The sequence below is a fragment of the Trinickia sp. NRRL B-1857 genome (assembly GCF_050470685.1).
In the GTDB taxonomy this organism is placed as follows: domain Bacteria; phylum Pseudomonadota; class Gammaproteobacteria; order Burkholderiales; family Burkholderiaceae; genus Trinickia.
In genome coordinates this window covers 986666-1006490 of the sequence record NZ_JBFLUK010000001.1, presented here as the reverse complement: position 1 = coordinate 1006490, position 19825 = coordinate 986666, and the positions used below count along the sequence as shown (strand labels likewise).

Sequence of the window (19825 nt, the reverse complement as noted above, 5' to 3'; positions counted from 1 at the left end):
CAGCGGCGTCAGCTACGGATTGCTGCTGTTCATGCTATCGGCCGGGTTGACGCTCATCTTCAGCATGCTAGGCGTGTTGAACTTCGCGCATGCTAGCTTTTACATGCTCGGCGCCTATCTCGGGTACAGCCTTGCCGCCCACGCCGGGTTCGGGGTTGCGCTCGTCGGCGCGCCGATCGCCGTGGGTTTCGCGGGCGCGGCGCTCGAGCGTACGCTGCTGCGCCGGGCGCGTACGAGCGGGCCGTTGCACGAGTTGCTGCTGACCTTCGGCGCCGCCTATCTGCTCGCTGAACTCGTGAAGCTCGCATGGGGTCTCGGTAGCGTCTCCATTGCGTTGCCCGCGGTGCTCGACGGGCCGCTGCTCATGCTCGGCGATGCGGCGTTCTCGCGTTATCGCGCGTTCGTCATGACGGTCTCCGTGGCGACGCTCGCGGCGCTATACGGGCTCTTGCGCCTGTCGCGCACCGGCCTCGTGCTGCGCGCGGCGCTCACACATCCGGCCGCCGCGCAGGCGCTTGGGCACGACGTGGCGCGCATCGGGACGCTCGTGTTCGCGGTCGGCACCGGGCTCGCGGCGCTCGCCGGCGTGATCGGCGCACCGCTCGCCGTCGTGGAGCCGGGCATGGCCGAGGCGGTCGGATCGATCGTGTTCGTCGTCGTCATCGTGGGCGGCCTCGGATCGCTCGGCGGGGCGTTCGCCGCGTCGTTATTGATCGGGTGCGTGCAGACTTGGGCGGTCGGCAGTACCGCATCGCTCGGGACGATTGCATCGTTCGGCGGAGTACGGCTGCCACCGGTATGGGCCGCGCTCTCGATGGCGCAAGTCGCGCCGCTCATTCCCTACTTGCTGCTCGTGGCGGTATTGGCGTGCCGCCCGCGCGGGCTCTTCGGAAAGCGCGAAGACGATGCGTGATCCAATCTCCCCTATTGCGCGAAGCGGTGCGGGCGTCCCCATGGTGCCGTGGGCGGCGCTGGCCGTATTGCTCGCGCTGCCGCTCATCGTCGTACGCGAAAGCTGGCTGCTTGCCTACTTCGCCCAAGCCGCCGCGATGATCGTGTTCGCGCTCTCGTACAACTTGCTGCTCGGCGAGACCGGGTTGCTTTCGTTCGGTCACGCCGCCTTCGCGGGTCTCGGCGCGTTCGTCGCCGCACATCTGTTCAACCGCGGCGGCATCGCCTTGCCCTGGTTGCCGCTTGCGGGCGGCGCGGCCGGCGCGGCCTTCGGCTTGATCTTTGGGCTGATCGCGACGCGGCGGGCAGGGACGGCCTTCGCCATGATCACGCTCGGCATCGGCGAACTGGTGGCGGCCGCCGTATGGTCGCTGCCCGAGGGATTCGGCGGCGCGGCCGGCGTCGCGATCGATCGCGGCGCCGCGCCGGCATTCGGTATCGCCTTCGGGCCCGAACGCCAAGCCTATGGATTGATTGCGAGTTGGGCGGCGCTCTCGATCGCCGCGATGTTCGCGCTCACGCGCACGCCGCTCGCACGAATGGCCAATGCCGTGCGCGACAATGCGCTGCGCGTCGCGGCGCTCGGCATCGATCCTCGCCGCATTCGCCTCGCCATGTTCGTGTTCGCGGCGTTTTTCGCGGGTATCGCCGGCACGCTGACGCTCATCGATGTCGAGTTGGCCTCCTCGGAAAGCGTCGCCATGACGCGCTCGGGGGCCGTGCTCATCGCCACGGTGATCGGCGGATCCGCGACGTTTTTCGGGCCGGTGATCGGCGCGCTCGTCTTGACGGGGCTCAGCGTTGCGCTGGCAAGCGTGACGCGCGCGTGGCCGGTGTATTTGGGTTTGTCTTTCGTCGGCGCCGTCTTGTGGTTGCCGCAAGGCATTAGCGGATGGTGGGCACGGCATCGTGCACGTGTGCGTCGCTACGGGGCCCGCTTGCTCGCGCTGGCCTACACGCTTGGCGCGATCGCGGGGGCGGCGTGGATCGGGGCGCTCGTCATCGGTGTCGAGTCGCTTTACGCGCGCCGCTTCGCGGCCGACGCGGGCGGCGTCTGGCGGATTCGATCGGTCGCATTCGACCTCGGCTCGCCGGCGACATGGACGACGCTTGCGATGCTCGCCGCGATCGGGGCCGGCGCTTACGCCGCTTTGCGTTTGTGCCTGCGTCGCAAGGAAAAGGCGAAGCAATCATGACGGCGGCTTACGCTTTGCGGCTCGAAGGTATCGCGCGGCGCTTCGGTGCGACGCGCGTCTTGAACGGCGTCGATCTGGCGGTCGCGGCAGGCGAGCGGCATGCGCTGATCGGGCCGAACGGCGCGGGAAAGTCGACGCTGTTCAACGTCATTGGCGGAACGTTCAGGCCCGATGTGGGGCGCATCTGGCTCGACGAAGAGGAAGTGACCGGGCATAGCCCCCACCGCCTCGCACGCGCCGGACTCGGCCGCAGCTTCCAAACGACGCGCGTCTTCGCGCGCCAGACGGTGTTCGAAAACGTGCGCTGCGCACTATGGTGCGGCGAGGTTGCCGTACATACGCAGGCGGGCAAATCGGCGCCACTTTCTAACTGGATGCGCTGGTGGCGCCGCTCGCCCGAAATCGACGAACGTGTCTGGCAGGTCCTCTCCGATTTAGCGCTGGAGCGGGTGGCGCAAACACCCGCGGGTGCACTCGAATACGGAGCCCAACGCAGGCTCGACCTCGGCATCGCTTGGGCGAGCGGTGCACGCACGCTGCTGCTCGACGAGCCGACGGCCGGTATGAACCGTGACGAAGCGGCGCACGTCATCGCGTGGCTGCAAGGCGTAAGCGCAGGCAAGACGGTGCTCGTGATCGAGCACGACATGGATGCCGTCTATGCGCTGGCCGATCGCGTGTCGGTGCTCGTGCAAGGCCGGATCGTGGCGACGGGAACACCCGATGAAATCCGCGCCGACGCGCGCGTGCGCGAAGCCTATCTCGGCGTGCAGCACGCGAAGGAGCGTCCGTGAAGATACTGCTCGATGCGCGCTCGGTGTGCGCTTGGTACGGCGAGGCGCAGGTTCTGCACGGCGTGGATTTGCGTGTCGATGCGGGCGAGATCGTCTTGCTTTGCGGGCGCAACGGTTCGGGCCGCTCGACGTTCGCGAAGGCGCTCGCCGGTCTCGTGCGGCGCAGCGGTTCGATTCGATTCGCGGGCGAGGAGGTGAGCGCGCTTCCCACGTTCGAGATCGCTCGGCGCGGGATCGGCTACGTGGCCGAACAGCGCGAGGTCTTTCCGACGCTATCGGTCGAAGACAATCTGCGGCTCGGCGTCAAACCGGGCCAGGGTCGCCGTATGCGAGAGCGGCTCTCGGACTCGTTCGCGCGGTTTCCGATGCTGGCGCAACGCCGCTCGACGCCCGCGGGGGCACTGTCGGGCGGCGAGCAGCAAATGCTGGTGCTGGCGCGTGCGCTATTGGGCGAGCCGAGCTTGCTCATCGTCGACGAACCGACCGAAGGACTCGCTCCGGCCGCCGTCGAAGCCGTTCGACTCTGCTTGACGGAACTGCGGGCACGCGGGGGGGCCGTCTTGTTGATCGAACAGCGCTTGACGCTTGCGGCGGCGGTGGCCGATCGCGTCGCGGTGATGGGGCATGGGCGGATCGTCTACGACGGCGCCGCGGACGCACTCGATGCGGCGATCGTGGAAGAGTGGATCGCGCTCGGCGGCGCCGGCCGAGTCAAGGGCGAGCCGGGCCGCCGTATCGGCAATTAACCGGCATCGCGCTGAGCGATCCAATCGTGCGCGGGGTCGTTCTTGAAGTGCCAGACGCGTTGCGGTCCCGCCATCACGTTCAGGTAGTACGAGTCGTAGCCGTACGGCACGACCACGGGATGATAGCCGCGCGGGACCATGACGACGTCGCGATCCTCGACCGCCATCGATTCGTCGAGGTCGCGCGCATCGGTATAGACGCGCTGGAACGCGAAGCCTTGCGGCGGATTGAGCCGATGGTAGTACGTCTCTTCGAGCGCGCTTTCGTGCGGAATGTGATCGGCGTCGTGCTTATGCGGCGGATAGCTCGACGAATGCCCGCTCGGCGTGCGCACCTCGACGACGAGCAGCGATTCGGCCGGCTCCGTTTGCGGAAGGATGTCGCAGACGTACCGTGTGTTCGCGCCTTTGCCGCGGACGGAGCGTTTCATCTGCGACGGCTCGATGAGGCGAGTAGGGTAACGGCCTTCGGCCGGCGCGCTGGCGACGCCGATTTCGGCATCGCGCTCGGCGCGCACGGTCGCCCGCACGCGCGGCGGCACATAGAGCGCGTACGGGGCCGTGTCTTCGAACACGCTGTCGCGGGCCCCGACACTCGTATAGCGCTCGCCGCCGGCTTCGATCGTGACCGTGCCCGAGAGCACGACGATGCACGATTCGCGCGCGTGTTCGTCGATGTAGAACAATTCGTCCTGCGCGAGCCGATAAGCGACGAAGCCGACATAGCGCCAGCCGGCCGTTTCCGGCGTCACGCGCGCGATCGTCATGCCCTCGCGCTGGGCCTTGACCAGCAGACTCATACGACCTCCACCGCGCCCGCGGGCGCATTCGCCGCATCGACGAGCTTGCGCAGCGTTCGATAGCCGAGCTGCGCGTATTCGAAGCTCGGCGCGACGGCCGGGTCTTGCTCGGCTTCGACGACGAGCCAGCCGCGATAGCCGTGGCGCTTTAGTGCGCCGATGACGGCGGCAAAGTCGACTCCGCCGTCGCCGGGCACCGTGAAGGCGCCGTTGATGACGGCTTCGAGGAAGCTCCAATCGCGATTGCGCGCGAGTTTGACGACATCAAGGCGCACGTCTTTGCAATGAACGTGGCAAATGCGCGATGCGTAGGCTTCGAGCGTCGCAAGCGGATCGCCGCCCGCGAACGTGATGTGGCCCGTGTCGAGCAGCAGCCCGACGGCATCGCTCGTGCGCTTCATGAGGTTATCGACGTCGGCCGGCGTTTCGACGTAAGCGCCCATGTGATGGTGGTAGGCCACGCGTACGCCATGCGAGAGCGTGTACCGCGCGAAGCGATCGAGGCGCTCGGCGTAGGCGTCCCATTGCGCCTCGGTGAAAAAGCGCGGGCGCTGATAAAGCGGCAAGGGGGCGCCTTGAATGGTCTGCGCCACTTCGCCGTAGACCATGACGTTCGCCCCGTTCTTGGCCAGCAATTCGAGGTGCGGGCCGACGGCTTCGATTTCTTCATCGGCGCTGCGTTCGGCCAGACGCCCCGAGTACCAGCCGGAGACGAGCGCGAGGTCGTATTGCGCGAGAAGCGCCTTCAATGCGGCGGGCTCGCGTGGGAATTTATTGCCGAGCTCGAAGCCTTCGTAGCCGATCTGGCGTCCTTCGGTCAGCGCGACGGAAAGCGGCGTTTCTCCGCCGAGCGAGGGCAGGTCGTCGTTCATCCAAGAGAGCGGATTGACGCCGATGCGCACTTGAAAATCGGTCATGCTGCGTTCCTTTGTTCGCTTGTTGGTGCGATGTCGATGTCGATGTTCGTTTGCGAGGCCGAGGTATCGTCGCGTTCGATTCGTTCAACCGGCGTGACCATGCTCGTCCTCGGTCCCATGCATCCCGTCACGCTCCGCAACCTTCGCCTCGTAGACGGCGCGCGCTTGACGCACGCTCTCGCGCATCGAAACTTCGGGTACGGCAACTTCCCACCACCAGCCGCCGTCGTCCGTCGTGCGGGCCGGATCGGTGTCGATGACGATAACGGACGTGCGATCTGCGGCGCGCGCGCGGACCAGCGCCGCCTCGAATTCGCCGATGTCGGCCGCGTGCTCGGCCAGCGCGCCCAGCGAACGCGCATGAGCGGCGAAATCGATGTTCGGCGCCCCGAGCGGGCCTTGTAGGCAATCGTCGAGCAGGTTGTTGAACGGCGCGCCGCCACAGGCTTGCTGAAGACGGTTGATGCAGCCGTAGCCGCGGTTGTCGAGCACGACGACGATGAGCTTCGCGCCGAGCATGACCGAGGTCGCGATTTCGCTGTTCATCATGAGATAGCTGCCGTCTCCGACGAAGACGATCACCTCGCGTTCGGGACGCGCGAGTTTCGCGCCAAGCCCGCCTGCGATTTCATAGCCCATGCAGGAATAGCCGTACTCGACGTGATAGCCGCCCGGTCGGCTGGCGCGCCAAAGCTTGTGCAGCTCCGCCGGTAGGGTGCCGGCCGCGCACACGGCGATGTCTTGTTGCGTCGAGCGCGGGTTGGAGCGTTGCACGGCGCCGATCACGTCGGCGTCATAGGGCAACGCGCCGGCCGTCGGCGAAGCATGGGTGCGGGACGTTACCGTCTCGCGCCAAGCGCTCGACAGGGCGCGTGCGCGTTCCGTCCAAGCCGGATTCGCCTGCCAGCCGCCTAGCCGCTCGCTGAGCGCGTCGAGTGCGGCTCGTGCGTCGGAGAGCACCGTTGTCGCACGGTGTTTCAGCGCGTCGAAGGCGTTGGCGTTGATGCCGACGACGTGCGCTTGCGTGAAGAGGGTATTCGAGCCCGTCGTGAAGTCCTGCAACCGGGTGCCGACCGCGATCACGCAATCGGCAACGTGTGCCAGCGCATTGATCGCGCTCGCACCCGTGACGCCGACCGCACCGGCATTGAGCGGATGATCCCAAGCAAGTGCGCCTTTGCCCGCTTGCGTCTCACCGACGGCAATTCCGTGGCGTTCGGCGAATGCACGCAGCGCTTCGGTGCCGCCGCGGCTATACAGCACGCCGCCGCCGGCGACGATGACAGGCTGCGAGGCTCCGCGCAGCGCTTGCACCGCTGCTTCGAGCTCCTCTTCTCCGGGCGTCGGCGCATGAAAGCGGACGATACGCGGTTCGAAGAATGCGCGCGGATAGTCGTAGGCCATCGCTTGCACGTCCTGCGGCAGGGCGAGCGTGACGGGGCCGGCCAGTGCCGCGTCGGTCAGCACGCGGATCGCGCGCGGCAATGCGCTCAGCAATTGCGCCGGATGCACGATGCGATCGAAGTAGCGCGAGACCGGCTTGAGCGTGTCGTTGGCGGACACCCCGCCGTCTTGAAAGTCTTCCACCTGCTGCAAGACGGGATCGGGCGCGCGCGAGACGAATACGTCGCCGGGCAGCAGCAGGACGGGCAACCGATTGACGTGCGCGAGCGCCGCGGCGGTGACGAGGTTCGTCGCGCCGGGGCCGATCGACGTCGTCACGGCCATCATGCGGCGTCTAAAGTGCGCTTTCGCGTAAGCGATCGCGCTATGCGCCATCGCTTGCTCGTTGTGAGCGCGATAGGTCGGCAGCACGTCGCGATGTTGATAGAGCGCTTCGCCGATGCCCGCGACGTTGCCGTGGCCGAAGATCGCGAAGACGCCGCCGAACATCGGCACCGTCGATACGCCGTCTTCGTCCACGACGTGTTGCGCTGCCAAATAGCGCACCAGCGCTTGAGCAGCCGTCAATCGAATCGTCGAAGATGCGGCGTCGTCTTGGCCGGAAAGCGAGGCGCCGGCCGAAGGTTGCGCGTGTCGTACGTTCATCACGCCGCCTCCCGCCGCGTCGCGTGCGACTGCGTTGCGATGCCCGCTTCATGGCGCGCTGCGCGCCAGGCGCCGATCAGGGTTTCGAACGTGCCTCGAACCTGCGCGACGAGCGCTGCATCGTCGATCTCGCCGGCGAGCCAGGCACGGCTCGGCTCGTGGAAAATCGTGCGTCCGACGGTAAACCCTTTGCATGTTTTCGACGCGGCGGCCGGGCGGAAGCCTTCGGTCAATGCGTCGACGGCGGCCGACAGCCCGAGCAGCACCACGCCACGGCAGTACGGATCGCGTTCGGCGATGAGCGCATCGATCGCCTCCCATTGGTCGGCGGGAAGCGGCGCGAGCTTCCACCATTCCGGTTGAATGCCGAGGTTATAGAGCCGCTTGAGCGCGCGATAGACGGTATCGGCAGCTGCGGGGAGGGTGTCGCGCTTGGGCGGGATCACTTCGAGCAGCAGCTCGTGCCCGCTTGCCTGCACGGCGTCATAGAGCGCGCGCAGTTGCGCTTCTTGCTCCACACGTTCGCCGATGGGCGCATCGGGGTGATATTGGACGAGGCATTTGACGACATGCTCGTGCGGCCATGCCACGAGGGCGGTGCCGATCGAGCGTCCGTGCTGGAACACGAGCGGCAGCGAGCCGGGCAATTCCACGGGGCGTCCGATCCACCAACCGCGTCCGGTTGCGGCATTCAAGGCGTCCTGGCCGTACCGATCGTCGATGAGCACGCCGATGCGTCCTTGCAGCGAAAGCGCGTGTTCGGTCTGCGCCACCGCCTCGACGAATAGCTGTTTGAGCGCCGAGATGCGCTCCATGCTCGCGCCGGTTTGCTGCACGAGCTCGAAGAATTGATTGCGGTGATCGAATGCGAAGCCGAGTACTTCTTCGTGCACCGGCCGCGGCACGCTCACGCGGTGCAGGCGCGCGAGCTTGGCATCGAGGTCGGGCCGCTGCATGCTTGCCGGGTCGCGCGCCAGCGCGGCGCGTACATAGTCGAGTTCCGCCGGCGTCGGCATGGCCGGGGCGCAGGCGTGGCGCGACACGACGAGCGCGCCGCACAGGTTGGCGGTGCGCGCGCACTGAGCGAGCGGCGCATCGCGCAGCCATTCGGAAAGGAAACCGGAGGCGAACGCATCGCCGGCGCCGAGCACATTGAGCACTTCCACCTGAATGCCGTGTTCGGTGGGCGCATCGTCGAGCGAAGCGGGGACCTTGCCCTCGATGATCGTGCAGCCGAGCGGCCCGCGCTTGACGACGAGCGTTGCCGGCGTTACGGCGCGAACCATCGCCAGCGCATCGACGAGTTCGTGCTTGCCGCCCGCGATACGGAATTCCTCCTCGGTGCCGATGACGAGGTCGAACAGCGGCAAGATCCGTTGCAGATGCGATGTCACGCTTTCGTCGGCGATGAAGCGCGTTTCGCCGTCGGCTTTGCCCGTCAGCCCCCACAGCACGGGCCGATAGTCGATGTCGAGGATAGTGCGTACTTGATTGCGGCGCGCATAGTCGAGCGCGCGGCGGCTGGCGCGATTCACGCGCTCCGTCGAAAAATGCGTGCCGGTGATGAGCAGCGCCTTGCTCGATGCGATGAACGCTTCGTCGAAGTCGTTTTCATCGATGGCCATATCGGCGCAATTCTCACGATGAAAGATCAGCGGAAAGGTGTCGCGATCTTTGATGCCGAGCAATACGAGGGCGGTGAGCCGATCGAGATCGGTGTGCGTATGGCTGACGTCGCAGCCTTCGCGCTCGAGCGTCTCCGTCAGGAAGCGCCCCATGTGATCGTTGCCGACGCGCGCGAGCATGGCCGAGGCGAGTCCGAGCCGTGCGCAGCCGAAGGCGATGTTGGCTGAAGAGCCGCCGAGATATTTGGCGAAGCTCGTGACGTCCTCCAACCGCGCGCCGATTTGTTGGGCATACAGATCGACCGCGAGGCGGCCGAGGCAGATGATGTCGCGCCCTCGGTCCGGCGCGAAGCGGCTGGTGGTCATGTTAGAGGTAGGAGAGGCAGCCATGAAAGGAATCCTTCAGTGAGCGTCGTGAACCGCGTTAGATCGTTGCGCCGTCGAGCTCGGCAATCATTTTCTGCATTTCCGCGCCGCCGGCCATCATGTCGAGGACGGCTTCCTTGCTGATCGTGTCCTTCGTGAACGTGCCCATCGAACGGCCGCGATTGAGCAACGTGAACGAATCGCCGATCGGGTAGGCGTGGTGCACATTGTGTGTGATGAAGATGACGGAAATGCCGCGCTCGCGCGCCTTGTGAATGAGCTTGAGCACGTTGAAGCTTTGTTTGACCCCGAGCGCGGCCGTGGGCTCGTCGAGGATCAACACGCGCGCGCCGAAGTGGATCGCGCGAGCGATCGCCAGACATTGACGCTCGCCGCCCGACATCGTGCCGATCGGCTGATGCGGATCGCGCACGTTGATGCCCATCTCGGCGAGTTTCTCGCGCGCCGTCGTTGCAGCGGTCTCGATGTCGAGGACATTGATGAGACCGAACAGCTTCTTGCTAGGCTCGCGGCCCATGAAGAAGTTGCGCGCAACCGAGAGCAGCGGCACGAGCGCGAGATCTTGATAGACGGTGGCAATCCCTAAGTCGAGCGCATCCTTGGGCGAGGCGAACTGGACGGGTTGGCCGTCGACGAGGTATTGGCCTTCGCTCGGCTGGTGCACGCCGGCGAGCGTCTTGATCAGCGTCGATTTGCCGGCGCCGTTGTCGCCGAGCAGGCAGTGCACCTCGCCGCGACGCAGCCGCAGCGTGACGTCTTTGAGCGCGATCACCGTGCCGAAGTAGCGGCTGACGTTCTCGAGCGCGAGGATGATGTCGTCGTTTCGATCTTGCATGGGGGTAGCGGAAGTCATCGTTTTCTCCGTCGATCAACGCGATTGCGCGACGCGGCTGCGCACATAGTGGTTGAAGAGCACGGCGAAGAGCAGCATGAGGCCGAGGAACACGCGGAACCAGTCGGAGTCGATGCTCGTATAGGTGATGCCGATTTGCACGACGCCGAAGATCAGCGAGCCGAAGCACGCGCCGACGACCGATCCGTAGCCGCCCGTGAGCAGCGTGCCGCCGATGACGGCCGCGATGATCGCTTCGAATTCCTTCTGCAAGCCGCGGTCGGCAGCCGCCGAGCCGATGTCGCACACTTGCAGCACGGCGAACAGGCACGCGCAGAAGGCGGTCAGGACGAACAGGCGAATCTTGACGCGCCGCACGGGGACGCCGACGTTCTTGGCCGCGTTCGCATCGCCGCCGACGGCGAAGATCCAGTTGCCCAGACGTGTTTTGGCGAGCGTGAAGGCGCACACCGCCGCGAGCGCGAGCCACCAGACGATGACTTTCGGCACGCCCGGCACGAGCGGTTCGCCCGAATCGAGCAGTTTGACGAGGCCCATGTGGCCGAGCCAGCGGAACAAGCCATGGAACGCGACGCCTTGGAACAGGGCGTGGGCCAGCGGGCTTTGAGCGGCGACGTCGCCCACCCCCGAGATGATCGTGCGGTCGGCGAACATGACCGACAAAGCCAGCGTCAACCCGCGCAAGATGAACATGAAGGCGAGTGTGACGATGAACGAAGGCAGCCGCGTGCGCATGACGAGGTAGCCGTTGAGCGCGCCGAGCAGCATCGAGCCCGCGAACGCGAACACGATCGCCAGTTCGATGGGCCAGTGGAAATACATGGTCGGCAGGGCGACCATCATGCCCGCGAAGCCGATCATCGAACCGATCGACAAATCGAATTCGCCGGCGATCATCAGAAGGCATGCGCCGACGGCGATGAGGCCCAGATAGGCCGCGACTTGCGACCAATTCATGATGCCGTCGAGATTGAACATGCCGGAGTTGCCGGCGCCGATCGCGAAGACGAGGAACACCATGACGGTGCCGGCGAGCGAGGCGAACTCGGGGCGGGAAAGGAACTGCTTGAGCCGCGATTCGCGGCGCACGCGTTCGTCGAGCGAGCCGGATCCGCCCGGCGGGTTCGGCTGCGACTGCTTGCGTAGGTTGGCGTGGAAGTGATCGGCGACGCCCATCGAATGTCTCCTTGGGCAGTGCGGGGCGAACCGCTCGGTCCGCGCCGCACTGTCATGCTCTATAGCTTCTTGATTGCAAAGGCCGCTCTTTCAAACCGCGAGCGATGGGTGCTCGCGAGAATCAGCGGTACTGCCCCGCATATTTCTGGACTTTCTCGATGTTGGCTTTCGTGATGAAGCCCGGACCGGAAAGGATCGTATCGGGCTGATAGACGGGTTGGAGACCGTACGTTTCGAGCCGCTTTTGGAACTTCGGATTGCCTTGCAGCGCCTTTTCGATCTTGAGCGGATCGGTGGTGTGGTTTTGCTTCACGATCGCGAGCACGGCGACGGCCAGATAACCTTGCAGATAGGGCTGCTGATCGATCGCGAATTGAATCGTGCCGTCCTTGATCGCACCGGCGATGTCGTTATCGAAATCGAAGGTCGCGAACCAGATCTTGCCGGCCAGGCCCATATCCTTCAGCGCGCGGATCGTCGGATCGGCGGAAAGGGGCCCCAGCGCGAGCACGGCACCCGTATTCGCATGATTGCGCAGATAGGCTTGAACCTTCGATTTCACGCCGTTCGGATCTTGACCCGCATCGAGCGTGGACGACTTGAAGTCGACGCCGAGCGCTTCGGCAAAGCCGCGGCAGCGTTCGAACGACGCCGGATTCGTCGCGTAGTGATTCACGCAGAGGAACGATTTGATGCCGGCTGCCTTGGCCTTCTCGCCGGCCGCATGGCCCGCGACGTATTCGGGCTGGCCGATGTGCATGATCGCGCCGAGTTGCTTGCTTTGCTCGAGCGTGCCGGAGTTGATCGTCACGAGCGGGATTTTCTTGTCCGTGACCTTCTTGATGGAGCTTTTGAGTACGTCGAAATCGGCGACCGTCGTGGCTACGCCGTCGTAGTTGTGCGCCGCCGCTTGTTCGATCAGGCGCGCCATGTCCGACAAATCGCCGTTCGGCGGATTGCGGTAGTCGGTCTCGACGTTGAAGTCCTCGTCCGCCTGCTTGATGGCGTTCTTGATCGTGTTCCACCACGAGTCCGAATCGGGCGCGTGGCTGATCAGCACGAAGTGCGCGTCCGCCGCGTGCGCCGACTGGACAGCGAACGGACCGAACGCGAATGCGAGCGCGGATGTGAATGCCGCCGCGAACGTCCTCAGAGCGGCCTTGCGGGTGCAAAGTCTCATTTGTCTCCACCTATTCGAAGTTATGTCGTTGGGAGCGACGACGGCGTTTGCCGCATCGCTCACGAAACAGATTAGGCCAACTTGTCTACGATTGCAAAGAAAATTTCATTGCAATGAAAAATGGAAAATCCATTCCATTTCATGTCGACCGTGCCTATAATCGGCATCGTCGGGAGGGCGGGGTCGCGGGGTAGGCGGCGTGCCGCTACCCGCTTAAAAAAGGACACAGCGTCATGCAGGAAGACACTAGCGCAGCGCTGCCGAGCGTCGACGAGCTCATGCAGCGCGTGGCCGAGTCGTACGACTCGCTGCCGAGGCAACTCAAAAGCGTGGCTTCGTATCTCGAGCAGCACCGCGCAAGCGTGATGGTGGACCGCACGAGCGATATCGCCGCGAGCTGCGGCGTGCATCCGTCCGCGGTCGTGCGCTTTGCTCAGCGTTTTGGCTTTTCGGGGTTTTCGGATTTGCAGGAAGTGTTCAAGCAGGCGTATGCCGGCCAGAATCCTTCGGGGCAAACGTACAAGCAGCGCATTCGCAAGCTCATCGACGAGAAGCCCGGGCGTCTGTCGGGCGGCAATGTGGCGCGCGAGTTCGTGGCGGCGTGCCGCAACGGCCTCGACGAACTCGAAGCGACGCTCGACGACGAGCAGTTCGAGGCCGCCGTCTCGATGCTCCAGCACGCCGAAAACATTTATGTGATCGGCGTGCGGCGCTCGTTCGCCGTGGCGAGCTACATCGTCTATGCGTTGCAGCACACGGCCAAGCGCGTGCATCTGGTTTCGGGCTTCGGCGGGATGTTCCGCGAGCAAATGCGCAGCGTGAAGAAGGGCGACGTCGTGATCGCCATCAGCTTCGAGCCGTACGGGCGCGAAACCCAGTACTGCTTGCGTATCGCACATCACCATCAAGCGCAGACGCTTGTCATCACCGATAGCCGTCTGTCGCCGCTCGCACGCTACGCGAGCGCGCAATTGTTCGTGAAGGAAGGCAGCGCGTTCGCGTTTCGCGCGCTGACGAGCACGATTTGTCTGTGCCAGGCGCTGTTCGTGGCGCTTGCGTACCGGCTCGAATTGAATGTTGAAGAATCCAAGGACACAGGAGGATACGATGACTGACACCAAGAGCGGCGCGATCGACGTCGCGGTTTTCGGCGCGGGCCGCATCGGCCGCATTCACGCGGGCAATCTCGCGAGCCATCCCGGCGCACGGCTCAAGTACGTCGTGGATGTGAACCGCGTTGCGGCGGCCGAGCTCGCCGCGCAATACGGCGCGACGGTGGTGGAGGCCGATGTCGCGCTGGCCGATTCGAGCGTGGGCGCGAGCGTGATTTGCTCGAGCACCGATACGCACGCCGATTTGATCGAACGCTCGGCCGCGGCAGGCAAACATATCTTCTGCGAAAAGCCCGTCGACCTCGAACTCGAACGCGCGCGTGCCTGCGCACGTGCCGTGGAGCAAGCGGGCGTCGTCTGCATGATCGGTTTTCAGCGCCGCTTCGATCCGACTTTTTCCGCCGTCAAAGCGCGTATCGATGCGGGCGAGATCGGCACGCCCGAAATGCTCGTCGTAACGAGCCGGGATCCGGGGGCGCCCCCCGTCGAGTACATCCGCCGCTCCGGCGGCATCTTCAAGGACATGTTGATCCACGACTTCGACATCTTCCGCTGGATCCTCGACGACGAAGCGCTGACCGTCCACGCGAACGGTAGCTGCTTGACCGATCCGGCCATCCTCGATGCCGGCGACGTCGATTCGACCGCCGTCACGATCCGCACGAAGCGCGGACGTCTATGCCAGATCAATACGACGCGTCGTGCGGCGTACGGCTACGATCAGCGGTTCGAAGTGCTCGGCAGCGCGGGCATGCTGCAAGCCGGCAACGTACGGCCGACCGAGGTGGTGTCCTACACGGCGAGCGCGGTATCGAGCGACCTGCCCGAGGCGTTCTTCCTGGAGCGCTATCGCGCGGCGTATGCCACTGAGATCGCGCATTTCTTCGATGCCGTGACGCAAGGCGCGCCCGTGCGGACGACGATTGCCGACGGCGTCAAAGCGCTCGAATTGGCGGAGGCGGCGACGCGTTCGTGGCGGGAAGGGCGCGTCGTGACCGTAGGCGAATAAGGTGGCGAGATAGATGGCGCGGGCGCGTCGCGACCGGCGAGCCCGCGACCTGAAAAAGACCTGCAAGGAGCGAGACAAGTGACGACGATGGCAAAGCGCGGGCCGGTCAGGATCGGCATCGCGGGATTGGGCCGGCTAGGCAAACGGCATGCGACGAACCTGGCCTACCGCGTGCCGGGGGCGGTATTGGCGGCGGCGTGCAGCCCGGTCGACGAAGAACTCGGCTGGGCGCGCGACACGCTGAACGAACCGCGCCTTTATACGGACTACGAAGCATTGCTGGCCGATCGCGAAATCGATGCCGTCTGGCTCGTCACGCCGTCTTCGTTGCATGCCGATCAAATCGTCGCGGCGCTGCGAGCCGGTAAGCACGTGTTTTGCGAGAAGCCGCTCTCGCTCGACGTGGCCGAATGCGAGCGCGTGCTGGCCGTAGCGCGCGAACATCCGCATTTGGAGGCGACGATCGGCTTCATGCGACGGTTCGATCCGAGCTATCGCGATGCCTATGAGAAGGCCGCCGCCGGTACGATCGGCCGGCCTTTCATGGTGCGTTCGCAAACGACCGACCAAAACGATCCCGAAGGGTTTTTCGTGCGATTTGCGCCGACCTCGGGCGGCATCTTTCTCGATTGCACCGTTCACGATATTGACGTGGCGCGCTGGTTTTTCGGCGGCGCGCGGGCCACGCGTGCGTATGCCACGGGTACGATCGCACTGCATGAGGGGTTACGCGCGTGCGGCGACGTGGACAACGGCGTGGGCGTGGTCGAATTCGAGGGCGGCCGACTTGCGGTGTTTTATGCGTCGCGGACGATGGCCCATGGCAACGACACGCAAAGCGAAGTGATCGGCACGGGTGGGGCGCTGTCGATCGGCCACGATCCGCGCCGCAATCGCGTGCAAATCTACGACACGCTCGGCGTGCGCAGCGAGAGTACGCCGACGTTCTTCGACCGTTTCGAGGACGCGTTCCTGCATGAGGCGTATGCGTTCGTGCAGGCGGTGGCGGGGCGTTTGGCTGGCGTGGCGAGCACAGAGCCGGCCGGCGCGACGCTTGCCGATGCGCTCGAAGCGACACGCATCGGCAATGCACTGAGGCAGGCGTGCACGAGCGGATTGCCGGTCGTCCTGTAGGGTCGCATGCTTTGAAGGAGCGCGGGGATCGATAGATCGCCGCCTCGCGCGATCCAAGGCTTACGGATGCACCTTTGCGCCCGGTTGAAAGCCGCCCGCGCCGATGTCTTGTTCCAAGAACGCATCGAAGCCGGCCAACTGATCGGACGTCAATATCGCGTTGCCACTCTTGTCGTGCTTGTAGATGTCTTGTTCCTTGGCAAACGTAGCGATCTGATCGGCGACGTCGCCGTTCTTGACCGACTTCATCCAGGCGATCATGTCTGCGTTCGTCTTGCCTTTGGCCTTGAAATAGGCGGTCAGGAAAGGACCGGCGCTCGTCGCGCCGAAATGATCGTTCATCAAGTGCCGTGCGAACGGATCGGCCAGATTGTCCGGCACGCCTTGTACCTCCAGATACTGTTTGACGGAATCGCCCTGGTGGATGATGTCGTCCTGGTTCGCGAGAAATTGAATACCCGCGGCGCCGATGTTGATAACGACCCCCACACCGGTCCAGCCATCGGCCGTCAAGCCCGCGAATGTGGCGCCGGCTACATCCTCTAGCCCCAATTCGCCGGCCCCTTGAATTGCCGAGCGAGCCAAATAGGTGCCGAGGTCGGCGACGCCGGCTAGCCCGTATGCGACGTCGTGCGCGGGGTTGGTCGTCTTGTCTTCCATGATCTGGGGGATGAGCCCGAGCCATGCCACGGCGGCGCCGGCCAGGTCGCCGGTGCCGCTCAGCGCCGTTTTCAATGCGGCCGAGGTCATCTGCTTGCTGCCGTCGGACATGCTTGACGCCATCACCTTCGCGAGCGCCGCCTCGAGCACTTTGCGCTGCGGGGTCGCAGCCGCACCGGTCGTGGTCAGACCGAATACGCTCTCTTTCCAGTTCGGTGCTACGAAGTTCATCATCTGCGAGACGCTGAGCGTGCTGTACAGCGCGGCGAACCCTTCGTTGTCGATCGTCGAGAGGCGTTGTGCCCATGGGCTCGCGCCCGGTGCCTGCTGCGTGGCCGCGCTCGCGGCGACGAGCGAATTGCCGTAGAACAGTCCCGACATGAAGCCGGTCATGAGCCGCGGCGCGATGCCGGCCCCTCCCGTCTTGCTGTTTCCGAACAGCGCGTTGAGCACTTGCGATCCGTCGTCCGCGGTGGCCGAGCTCGGCAGTCCCGATTTGGCCAACTGCTGCGTGAAGAATTTCATCGAGCCCGTCGCCACGCGCGATTGCCACCAAAATTGCGTGAGCGGCACACTGGTGGCTTGGATCTTGGCGGGGTCGAGGCCGGCGCCTTTGACGAACGAATCGATCGTGCTCTTGACGCTGTTCGAACGAGAATCCCACCAGGCGTTGGTGCCCACGGGCGAGTCGTAGCCTTCGCCGCCGAGCGCGTTGCCGTAGCGGTCGAGCACGCCCTGGAATTTGGCGTAGTACTGCATGGCCTTCGTCTGGCCGTCGACGATGCCCTTAAGATCGCCGGCCAGCGGCCCGTTCTTGAGCGCTTGTACCGTCGCGTTTTTGTCGCTATCCGATTGCAGGCCGCCCCACTCGTTGCTGGCCGGGCCGCGCTCGATCGGTACGAGCAGTTGGGCGGCCTGCGTTTGCAGCGGGTCCAGATACATGCTCTTGTATGAGTCGATGCCTTCGGCCAGTGCCGCATAGCCGGCCTTGGAGAAGAGCACGTTGCCGGTGGCGTTGCCTTTCGCCGCGAGTGCGGCCGGCAACGCCGCGCTGCCGTCCTTGCCGAGTCCGAGCGCGAGCCAATCGACGAGCGGTTTGCCGCGCTCCATCAAGGTCACGCCCGGCATTGTTTCGCCTTTGTCGATGGCGTCCATCAAATAGCCTGCCATCTTGTCGACGGTGTCTTTACCTTGCGACATCCCAATCGAAGGGTCGTCGCTGTCGAACGTGCTCTGCATCGCGGCCGAAAAATCGAGCACCGTGTCGCGCATCGTATTCGTCTCTCCCCCGAACTGGCGCACCCCGTCGGCGATGTTGTCGGCGATCTTGCGCATGATGTCCTGCACCTGCGGGTCGGCCGCGATTTGCGCGACTTTTCCCGGCAGCTTCGCGTTCGGATCGAGCTCGATGCGCAATTGGTGCGCGGCGGCCGCCGCGGCTTTGGCCGCCGCATCCTTGCCGCCTTTCGCTAACGCGGTGTTGTAGGCGCCGACGATGCGCTGCGCGGGCGCGTTGACGAAGAGTTGTTGCTCGGCGGCGTTCGAGGCGTTGCCCACCAGCGCGCTGTTCTGTGCGCCGAGATAAGTCGCGTACACGCCGACGCGTGCCCGCATGGCCGTCTCGGCTTGCGCCGCGTCGCCCCCCGTGCTGTCGAGCGTCGCCTGGCCCACGGCAACGAGTTGCTGTTGCATATCGGCGCTGAGCTGCTTCGCGTTGCCCGCTTTGGCATCGGCGATGATCTTGCCGAGTTGATCGGGCGTGCGGCCCCAATCTTTGAGCTCCGTTTGGATATTGCCGACCGCCGCCTCGACGGCGCTCGCGAGGTGCACATCGTCGGGCGCGCGCTGTTTGATGGTGTTCGCGATTCGATCGAGATCGGCTTGCGTCGGCACGGGCGTGAGGAGCGTCGCATATTCGATTTCGCTCTGCACGGGCGCGACGATCGAATCGAACGCATCTTGACGGTCTTGCGAATCGAACAGTTTGAACTTGCCGTTCATCGATTCGTAGCTCTGCAAGGCGCTGCGCTCGGCCGAGAGAAAGTCGAGCCGTTTGCCGTCGAGCACCGTGACCGTCGAGCCGATCTGCATGTCTTTGACCGCGTTGGCCGGGTTGCCCGGGCGATCGCCGAATGCGCTCGGATCGAGCCATGGCGTAGCGGGCAAATTCTTGGCGATGATCGGATCGGGATCGTTCGAATTGGCGAACAAGCCGAGTTGGCGGTAGATCGCCCAGATCGTGTCGCCGGATTTGACGTCGATTTCGTTGTCCGTAGTCGAATCGCTGGGCGGGAGCGGCGCGATGCCCGAGCCGTTCGCCGACGTGGTGGAGCCGGTTGGCGACGTCGAGTCGTTCGGCGGGTCCGTTCGTGCCGGCTTCGGTTGTTGCGCGGTCGGCGCGGGATATTGCGCCGATTGCGGCAACGTGCCGTCGCCGCCGTCGATAGCGATCCTCATGGGGTGCTCCGATACTTTCGAGTGAAACGGTCGATCAGCGCGGCAAGACCCGGTCGGTTTGCCGGCTCATCCAAAGCGCGGTTTCACGAAGTATTTATCGTCTATGGCGCGCGCAGGACGGTTGCACTCGTAGTGCAACCGGGCGAATTTCGCGGACCGGGCGCAGCGACTACCGATCGTCGGCGTTGCGGGGTTGGAGGGGGCACGGCGGGGGTATCCGCGCGCGCTGGCGCCACGGAGCGCGGCGCCAGCGGCTAGGGTAAAATTCCTTTCTTTTGCGTCTTTTGGCTAGGCACGGTGCGCTCGGTTGCGCCCCGCCCAAGCGCAAGCGGGGCGCTTTACTGCAAAGGCCGATTGTCGATGGAAATTCATAAGGAAGTCGATGCGCGCGGGCTCACCTGTCCGCTGCCGATTTTGCGCGCCAAAAAGGCCTTGGCCGATATGACCAGCGGCCAGATTTTGAAGGTACTGGCGACCGATCCGGGCTCGCAGCGCGACTTCGCCGCATTCGCCAAACAAACGGGCAACGAAATCGTCGAGACTTCGACGCAGGATAAAACGTTCGTCTTTTTGATGCGCCGGCGCTGAGCGCGCGCGTTGATCTTTCTCCTCCTCAGACGGCATGCGCTTTCGTTTGCGCGTCGTGGCCGTTTCCGCAGGCGAATATCGCGTCTCGCCTTCGTGTGCGGCGAGGGGCGCCTTTCGCATCGATTTCCCGGAATGTGCTTGGCAATGATGGCACGCCGCGAAGAGGGATTCGGCCCACCGCTTTTAAGCTC

The 19825-nt window shown here is 64.7% G+C and carries 16 protein-coding genes; 8 read left to right on the top strand and 8 right to left on the bottom strand.

Features of this window, described 5'->3' with window-relative positions; all coding sequences use genetic code 11:
• The first annotated feature begins 31 nt into the window (after positions 1–31).
• From AB1286_RS04390 to AB1286_RS04375, 4 genes are read left to right on the top strand one after another with little or no spacing between them, the layout of a single operon-like run.
• Entirely contained in the window at positions 32–913 is an 882-nt protein-coding gene (locus AB1286_RS04390) for a branched-chain amino acid ABC transporter permease (protein ID WP_430364984.1), read from the top strand.
• A complete protein-coding gene (locus tag AB1286_RS04385; RefSeq protein ID WP_430362112.1) occupies positions 906–2147 on the top strand; it encodes a branched-chain amino acid ABC transporter permease in 1242 nt (413 codons plus the stop codon). Before AB1286_RS04390 ends, AB1286_RS04385 begins: the two co-directional genes overlap by 8 nt.
• Positions 2144–2941, top strand: a complete 798-nt coding sequence (locus AB1286_RS04380) for an ABC transporter ATP-binding protein (RefSeq protein WP_430362111.1) — start codon at positions 2144–2146, stop codon at positions 2939–2941. The genes AB1286_RS04385 and AB1286_RS04380 overlap by 4 nt, the downstream gene beginning before the upstream one ends.
• Positions 2938–3687 carry an ABC transporter ATP-binding protein gene (locus AB1286_RS04375; protein ID WP_430362110.1) on the top strand — a complete coding sequence of 250 codons (750 nt, stop codon included), beginning with the start codon at positions 2938–2940 and terminating at the stop codon, positions 3685–3687. Before AB1286_RS04380 ends, AB1286_RS04375 begins: the two co-directional genes overlap by 4 nt.
• Here the strand turns inward: AB1286_RS04375 and iolB are convergent.
• The 7 genes from iolB to AB1286_RS04340 form a co-directional block, all read right to left on the bottom strand.
• A complete protein-coding gene (iolB, locus tag AB1286_RS04370; RefSeq protein ID WP_430362109.1) occupies positions 3684–4487 on the bottom strand; it encodes a 5-deoxy-glucuronate isomerase in 804 nt (267 codons plus the stop codon). The genes AB1286_RS04375 and iolB overlap by 4 nt on opposite strands.
• Positions 4484–5404, bottom strand: coding sequence for a myo-inosose-2 dehydratase (gene iolE, locus AB1286_RS04365; protein ID WP_430362108.1), 921 nt, complete (start codon positions 5402–5404; stop codon positions 4484–4486). The genes iolB and iolE overlap by 4 nt, the downstream gene beginning before the upstream one ends.
• A gap of 84 nt (positions 5405–5488) precedes the next feature.
• Complete coding sequence (gene iolD / locus AB1286_RS04360; protein WP_430362107.1) at positions 5489–7453, bottom strand: 3D-(3,5/4)-trihydroxycyclohexane-1,2-dione acylhydrolase (decyclizing); 1965 nt, start codon at positions 7451–7453, stop codon at positions 5489–5491.
• Positions 7453–9468, bottom strand: a complete 2016-nt coding sequence (locus tag AB1286_RS04355) for a bifunctional 5-dehydro-2-deoxygluconokinase/5-dehydro-2-deoxyphosphogluconate aldolase (protein WP_430362106.1) — start codon at positions 9466–9468, stop codon at positions 7453–7455. The genes iolD and AB1286_RS04355 overlap by 1 nt, the downstream gene beginning before the upstream one ends.
• A gap of 34 nt (positions 9469–9502) precedes the next feature.
• Positions 9503–10318 carry an ATP-binding cassette domain-containing protein gene (locus AB1286_RS04350; RefSeq protein WP_430362105.1) on the bottom strand — a complete coding sequence of 272 codons (816 nt, stop codon included), beginning with the start codon at positions 10316–10318 and terminating at the stop codon, positions 9503–9505.
• Positions 10319–10333: 15 nt separating this feature from the next.
• Positions 10334–11494 carry an ABC transporter permease gene (locus tag AB1286_RS04345; protein WP_430362104.1) on the bottom strand — a complete coding sequence of 387 codons (1161 nt, stop codon included), beginning with the start codon at positions 11492–11494 and terminating at the stop codon, positions 10334–10336.
• 121 nt (positions 11495–11615) lie between these two features.
• A complete protein-coding gene (locus AB1286_RS04340) occupies positions 11616–12674 on the bottom strand; it encodes a sugar ABC transporter substrate-binding protein (RefSeq protein WP_430362103.1) in 1059 nt (352 codons plus the stop codon).
• A gap of 233 nt (positions 12675–12907) precedes the next feature.
• Between AB1286_RS04340 and AB1286_RS04335 the strand changes: the two genes are divergently transcribed.
• From AB1286_RS04335 to AB1286_RS04325, 3 genes are all read left to right on the top strand, one after another.
• Positions 12908–13789, top strand: coding sequence for a MurR/RpiR family transcriptional regulator (locus tag AB1286_RS04335; protein ID WP_430362102.1), 882 nt, complete (start codon positions 12908–12910; stop codon positions 13787–13789).
• The gene (gene iolG / locus AB1286_RS04330; protein ID WP_430362101.1) at positions 13782–14795 is read left to right on the top strand and encodes an inositol 2-dehydrogenase; all 1014 of its coding nucleotides are present in this window, start codon (positions 13782–13784) and stop codon (positions 14793–14795) included. The genes AB1286_RS04335 and iolG overlap by 8 nt, the downstream gene beginning before the upstream one ends.
• An 87-nt stretch (positions 14796–14882) precedes the next feature.
• Positions 14883–15929, top strand: coding sequence for a Gfo/Idh/MocA family oxidoreductase (locus AB1286_RS04325; protein ID WP_430364983.1), 1047 nt, complete (start codon positions 14883–14885; stop codon positions 15927–15929).
• Positions 15930–15989: 60 nt separating this feature from the next.
• On the opposite strand, the gene AB1286_RS04320 is transcribed toward AB1286_RS04325, so the two are convergent.
• Positions 15990–19046: a hypothetical protein gene (locus tag AB1286_RS04320; protein ID WP_430362100.1), complete on the bottom strand. Its 3057-nt coding sequence runs from the start codon at positions 19044–19046 to the stop codon at positions 15990–15992.
• A gap of 360 nt (positions 19047–19406) precedes the next feature.
• Here AB1286_RS04320 and AB1286_RS04315 point away from each other — a divergent pair, with 360 nt between their 5' ends.
• Positions 19407–19634, top strand: coding sequence for a sulfurtransferase TusA family protein (locus AB1286_RS04315; protein WP_116141572.1), 228 nt, complete (start codon positions 19407–19409; stop codon positions 19632–19634).
• Positions 19635–19825: the final 191 nt, after the last annotated feature.

Coding starts and splice junctions, on each gene's coding strand:
- AB1286_RS04390 (WP_430364984.1), top strand. CDS start 32: ATGCTATCGGCCGGGTTGACGCTCATCTTCAGCATGCTAGGCGTGTTG.
- AB1286_RS04385 (WP_430362112.1), top strand. CDS start 906: ATGCGTGATCCAATCTCCCCTATTGCGCGAAGCGGTGCGGGCGTCCCC.
- AB1286_RS04380 (WP_430362111.1), top strand. CDS start 2,144: ATGACGGCGGCTTACGCTTTGCGGCTCGAAGGTATCGCGCGGCGCTTC.
- iolB (WP_430362109.1), bottom strand. CDS start 4,487: ATGAGTCTGCTGGTCAAGGCCCAGCGCGAGGGCATGACGATCGCGCGC.
- iolE (WP_430362108.1), bottom strand. CDS start 5,404: ATGACCGATTTTCAAGTGCGCATCGGCGTCAATCCGCTCTCTTGGATG.
- iolD (WP_430362107.1), bottom strand. CDS start 7,453: ATGAACGTACGACACGCGCAACCTTCGGCCGGCGCCTCGCTTTCCGGC.
- AB1286_RS04355 (WP_430362106.1), bottom strand. CDS start 9,468: ATGGCTGCCTCTCCTACCTCTAACATGACCACCAGCCGCTTCGCGCCG.
- AB1286_RS04350 (WP_430362105.1), bottom strand. CDS start 10,318: ATGACTTCCGCTACCCCCATGCAAGATCGAAACGACGACATCATCCTC.
- AB1286_RS04345 (WP_430362104.1), bottom strand. CDS start 11,494: ATGGGCGTCGCCGATCACTTCCACGCCAACCTACGCAAGCAGTCGCAG.
- AB1286_RS04340 (WP_430362103.1), bottom strand. CDS start 12,674: ATGAGACTTTGCACCCGCAAGGCCGCTCTGAGGACGTTCGCGGCGGCA.
- AB1286_RS04335 (WP_430362102.1), top strand. CDS start 12,908: ATGCAGGAAGACACTAGCGCAGCGCTGCCGAGCGTCGACGAGCTCATG.
- iolG (WP_430362101.1), top strand. CDS start 13,782: ATGACTGACACCAAGAGCGGCGCGATCGACGTCGCGGTTTTCGGCGCG.
- AB1286_RS04325 (WP_430364983.1), top strand. CDS start 14,883: ATGGCAAAGCGCGGGCCGGTCAGGATCGGCATCGCGGGATTGGGCCGG.
- AB1286_RS04320 (WP_430362100.1), bottom strand. CDS start 19,046: ATGAGGATCGCTATCGACGGCGGCGACGGCACGTTGCCGCAATCGGCG.
- AB1286_RS04315 (WP_116141572.1), top strand. CDS start 19,407: ATGGAAATTCATAAGGAAGTCGATGCGCGCGGGCTCACCTGTCCGCTG.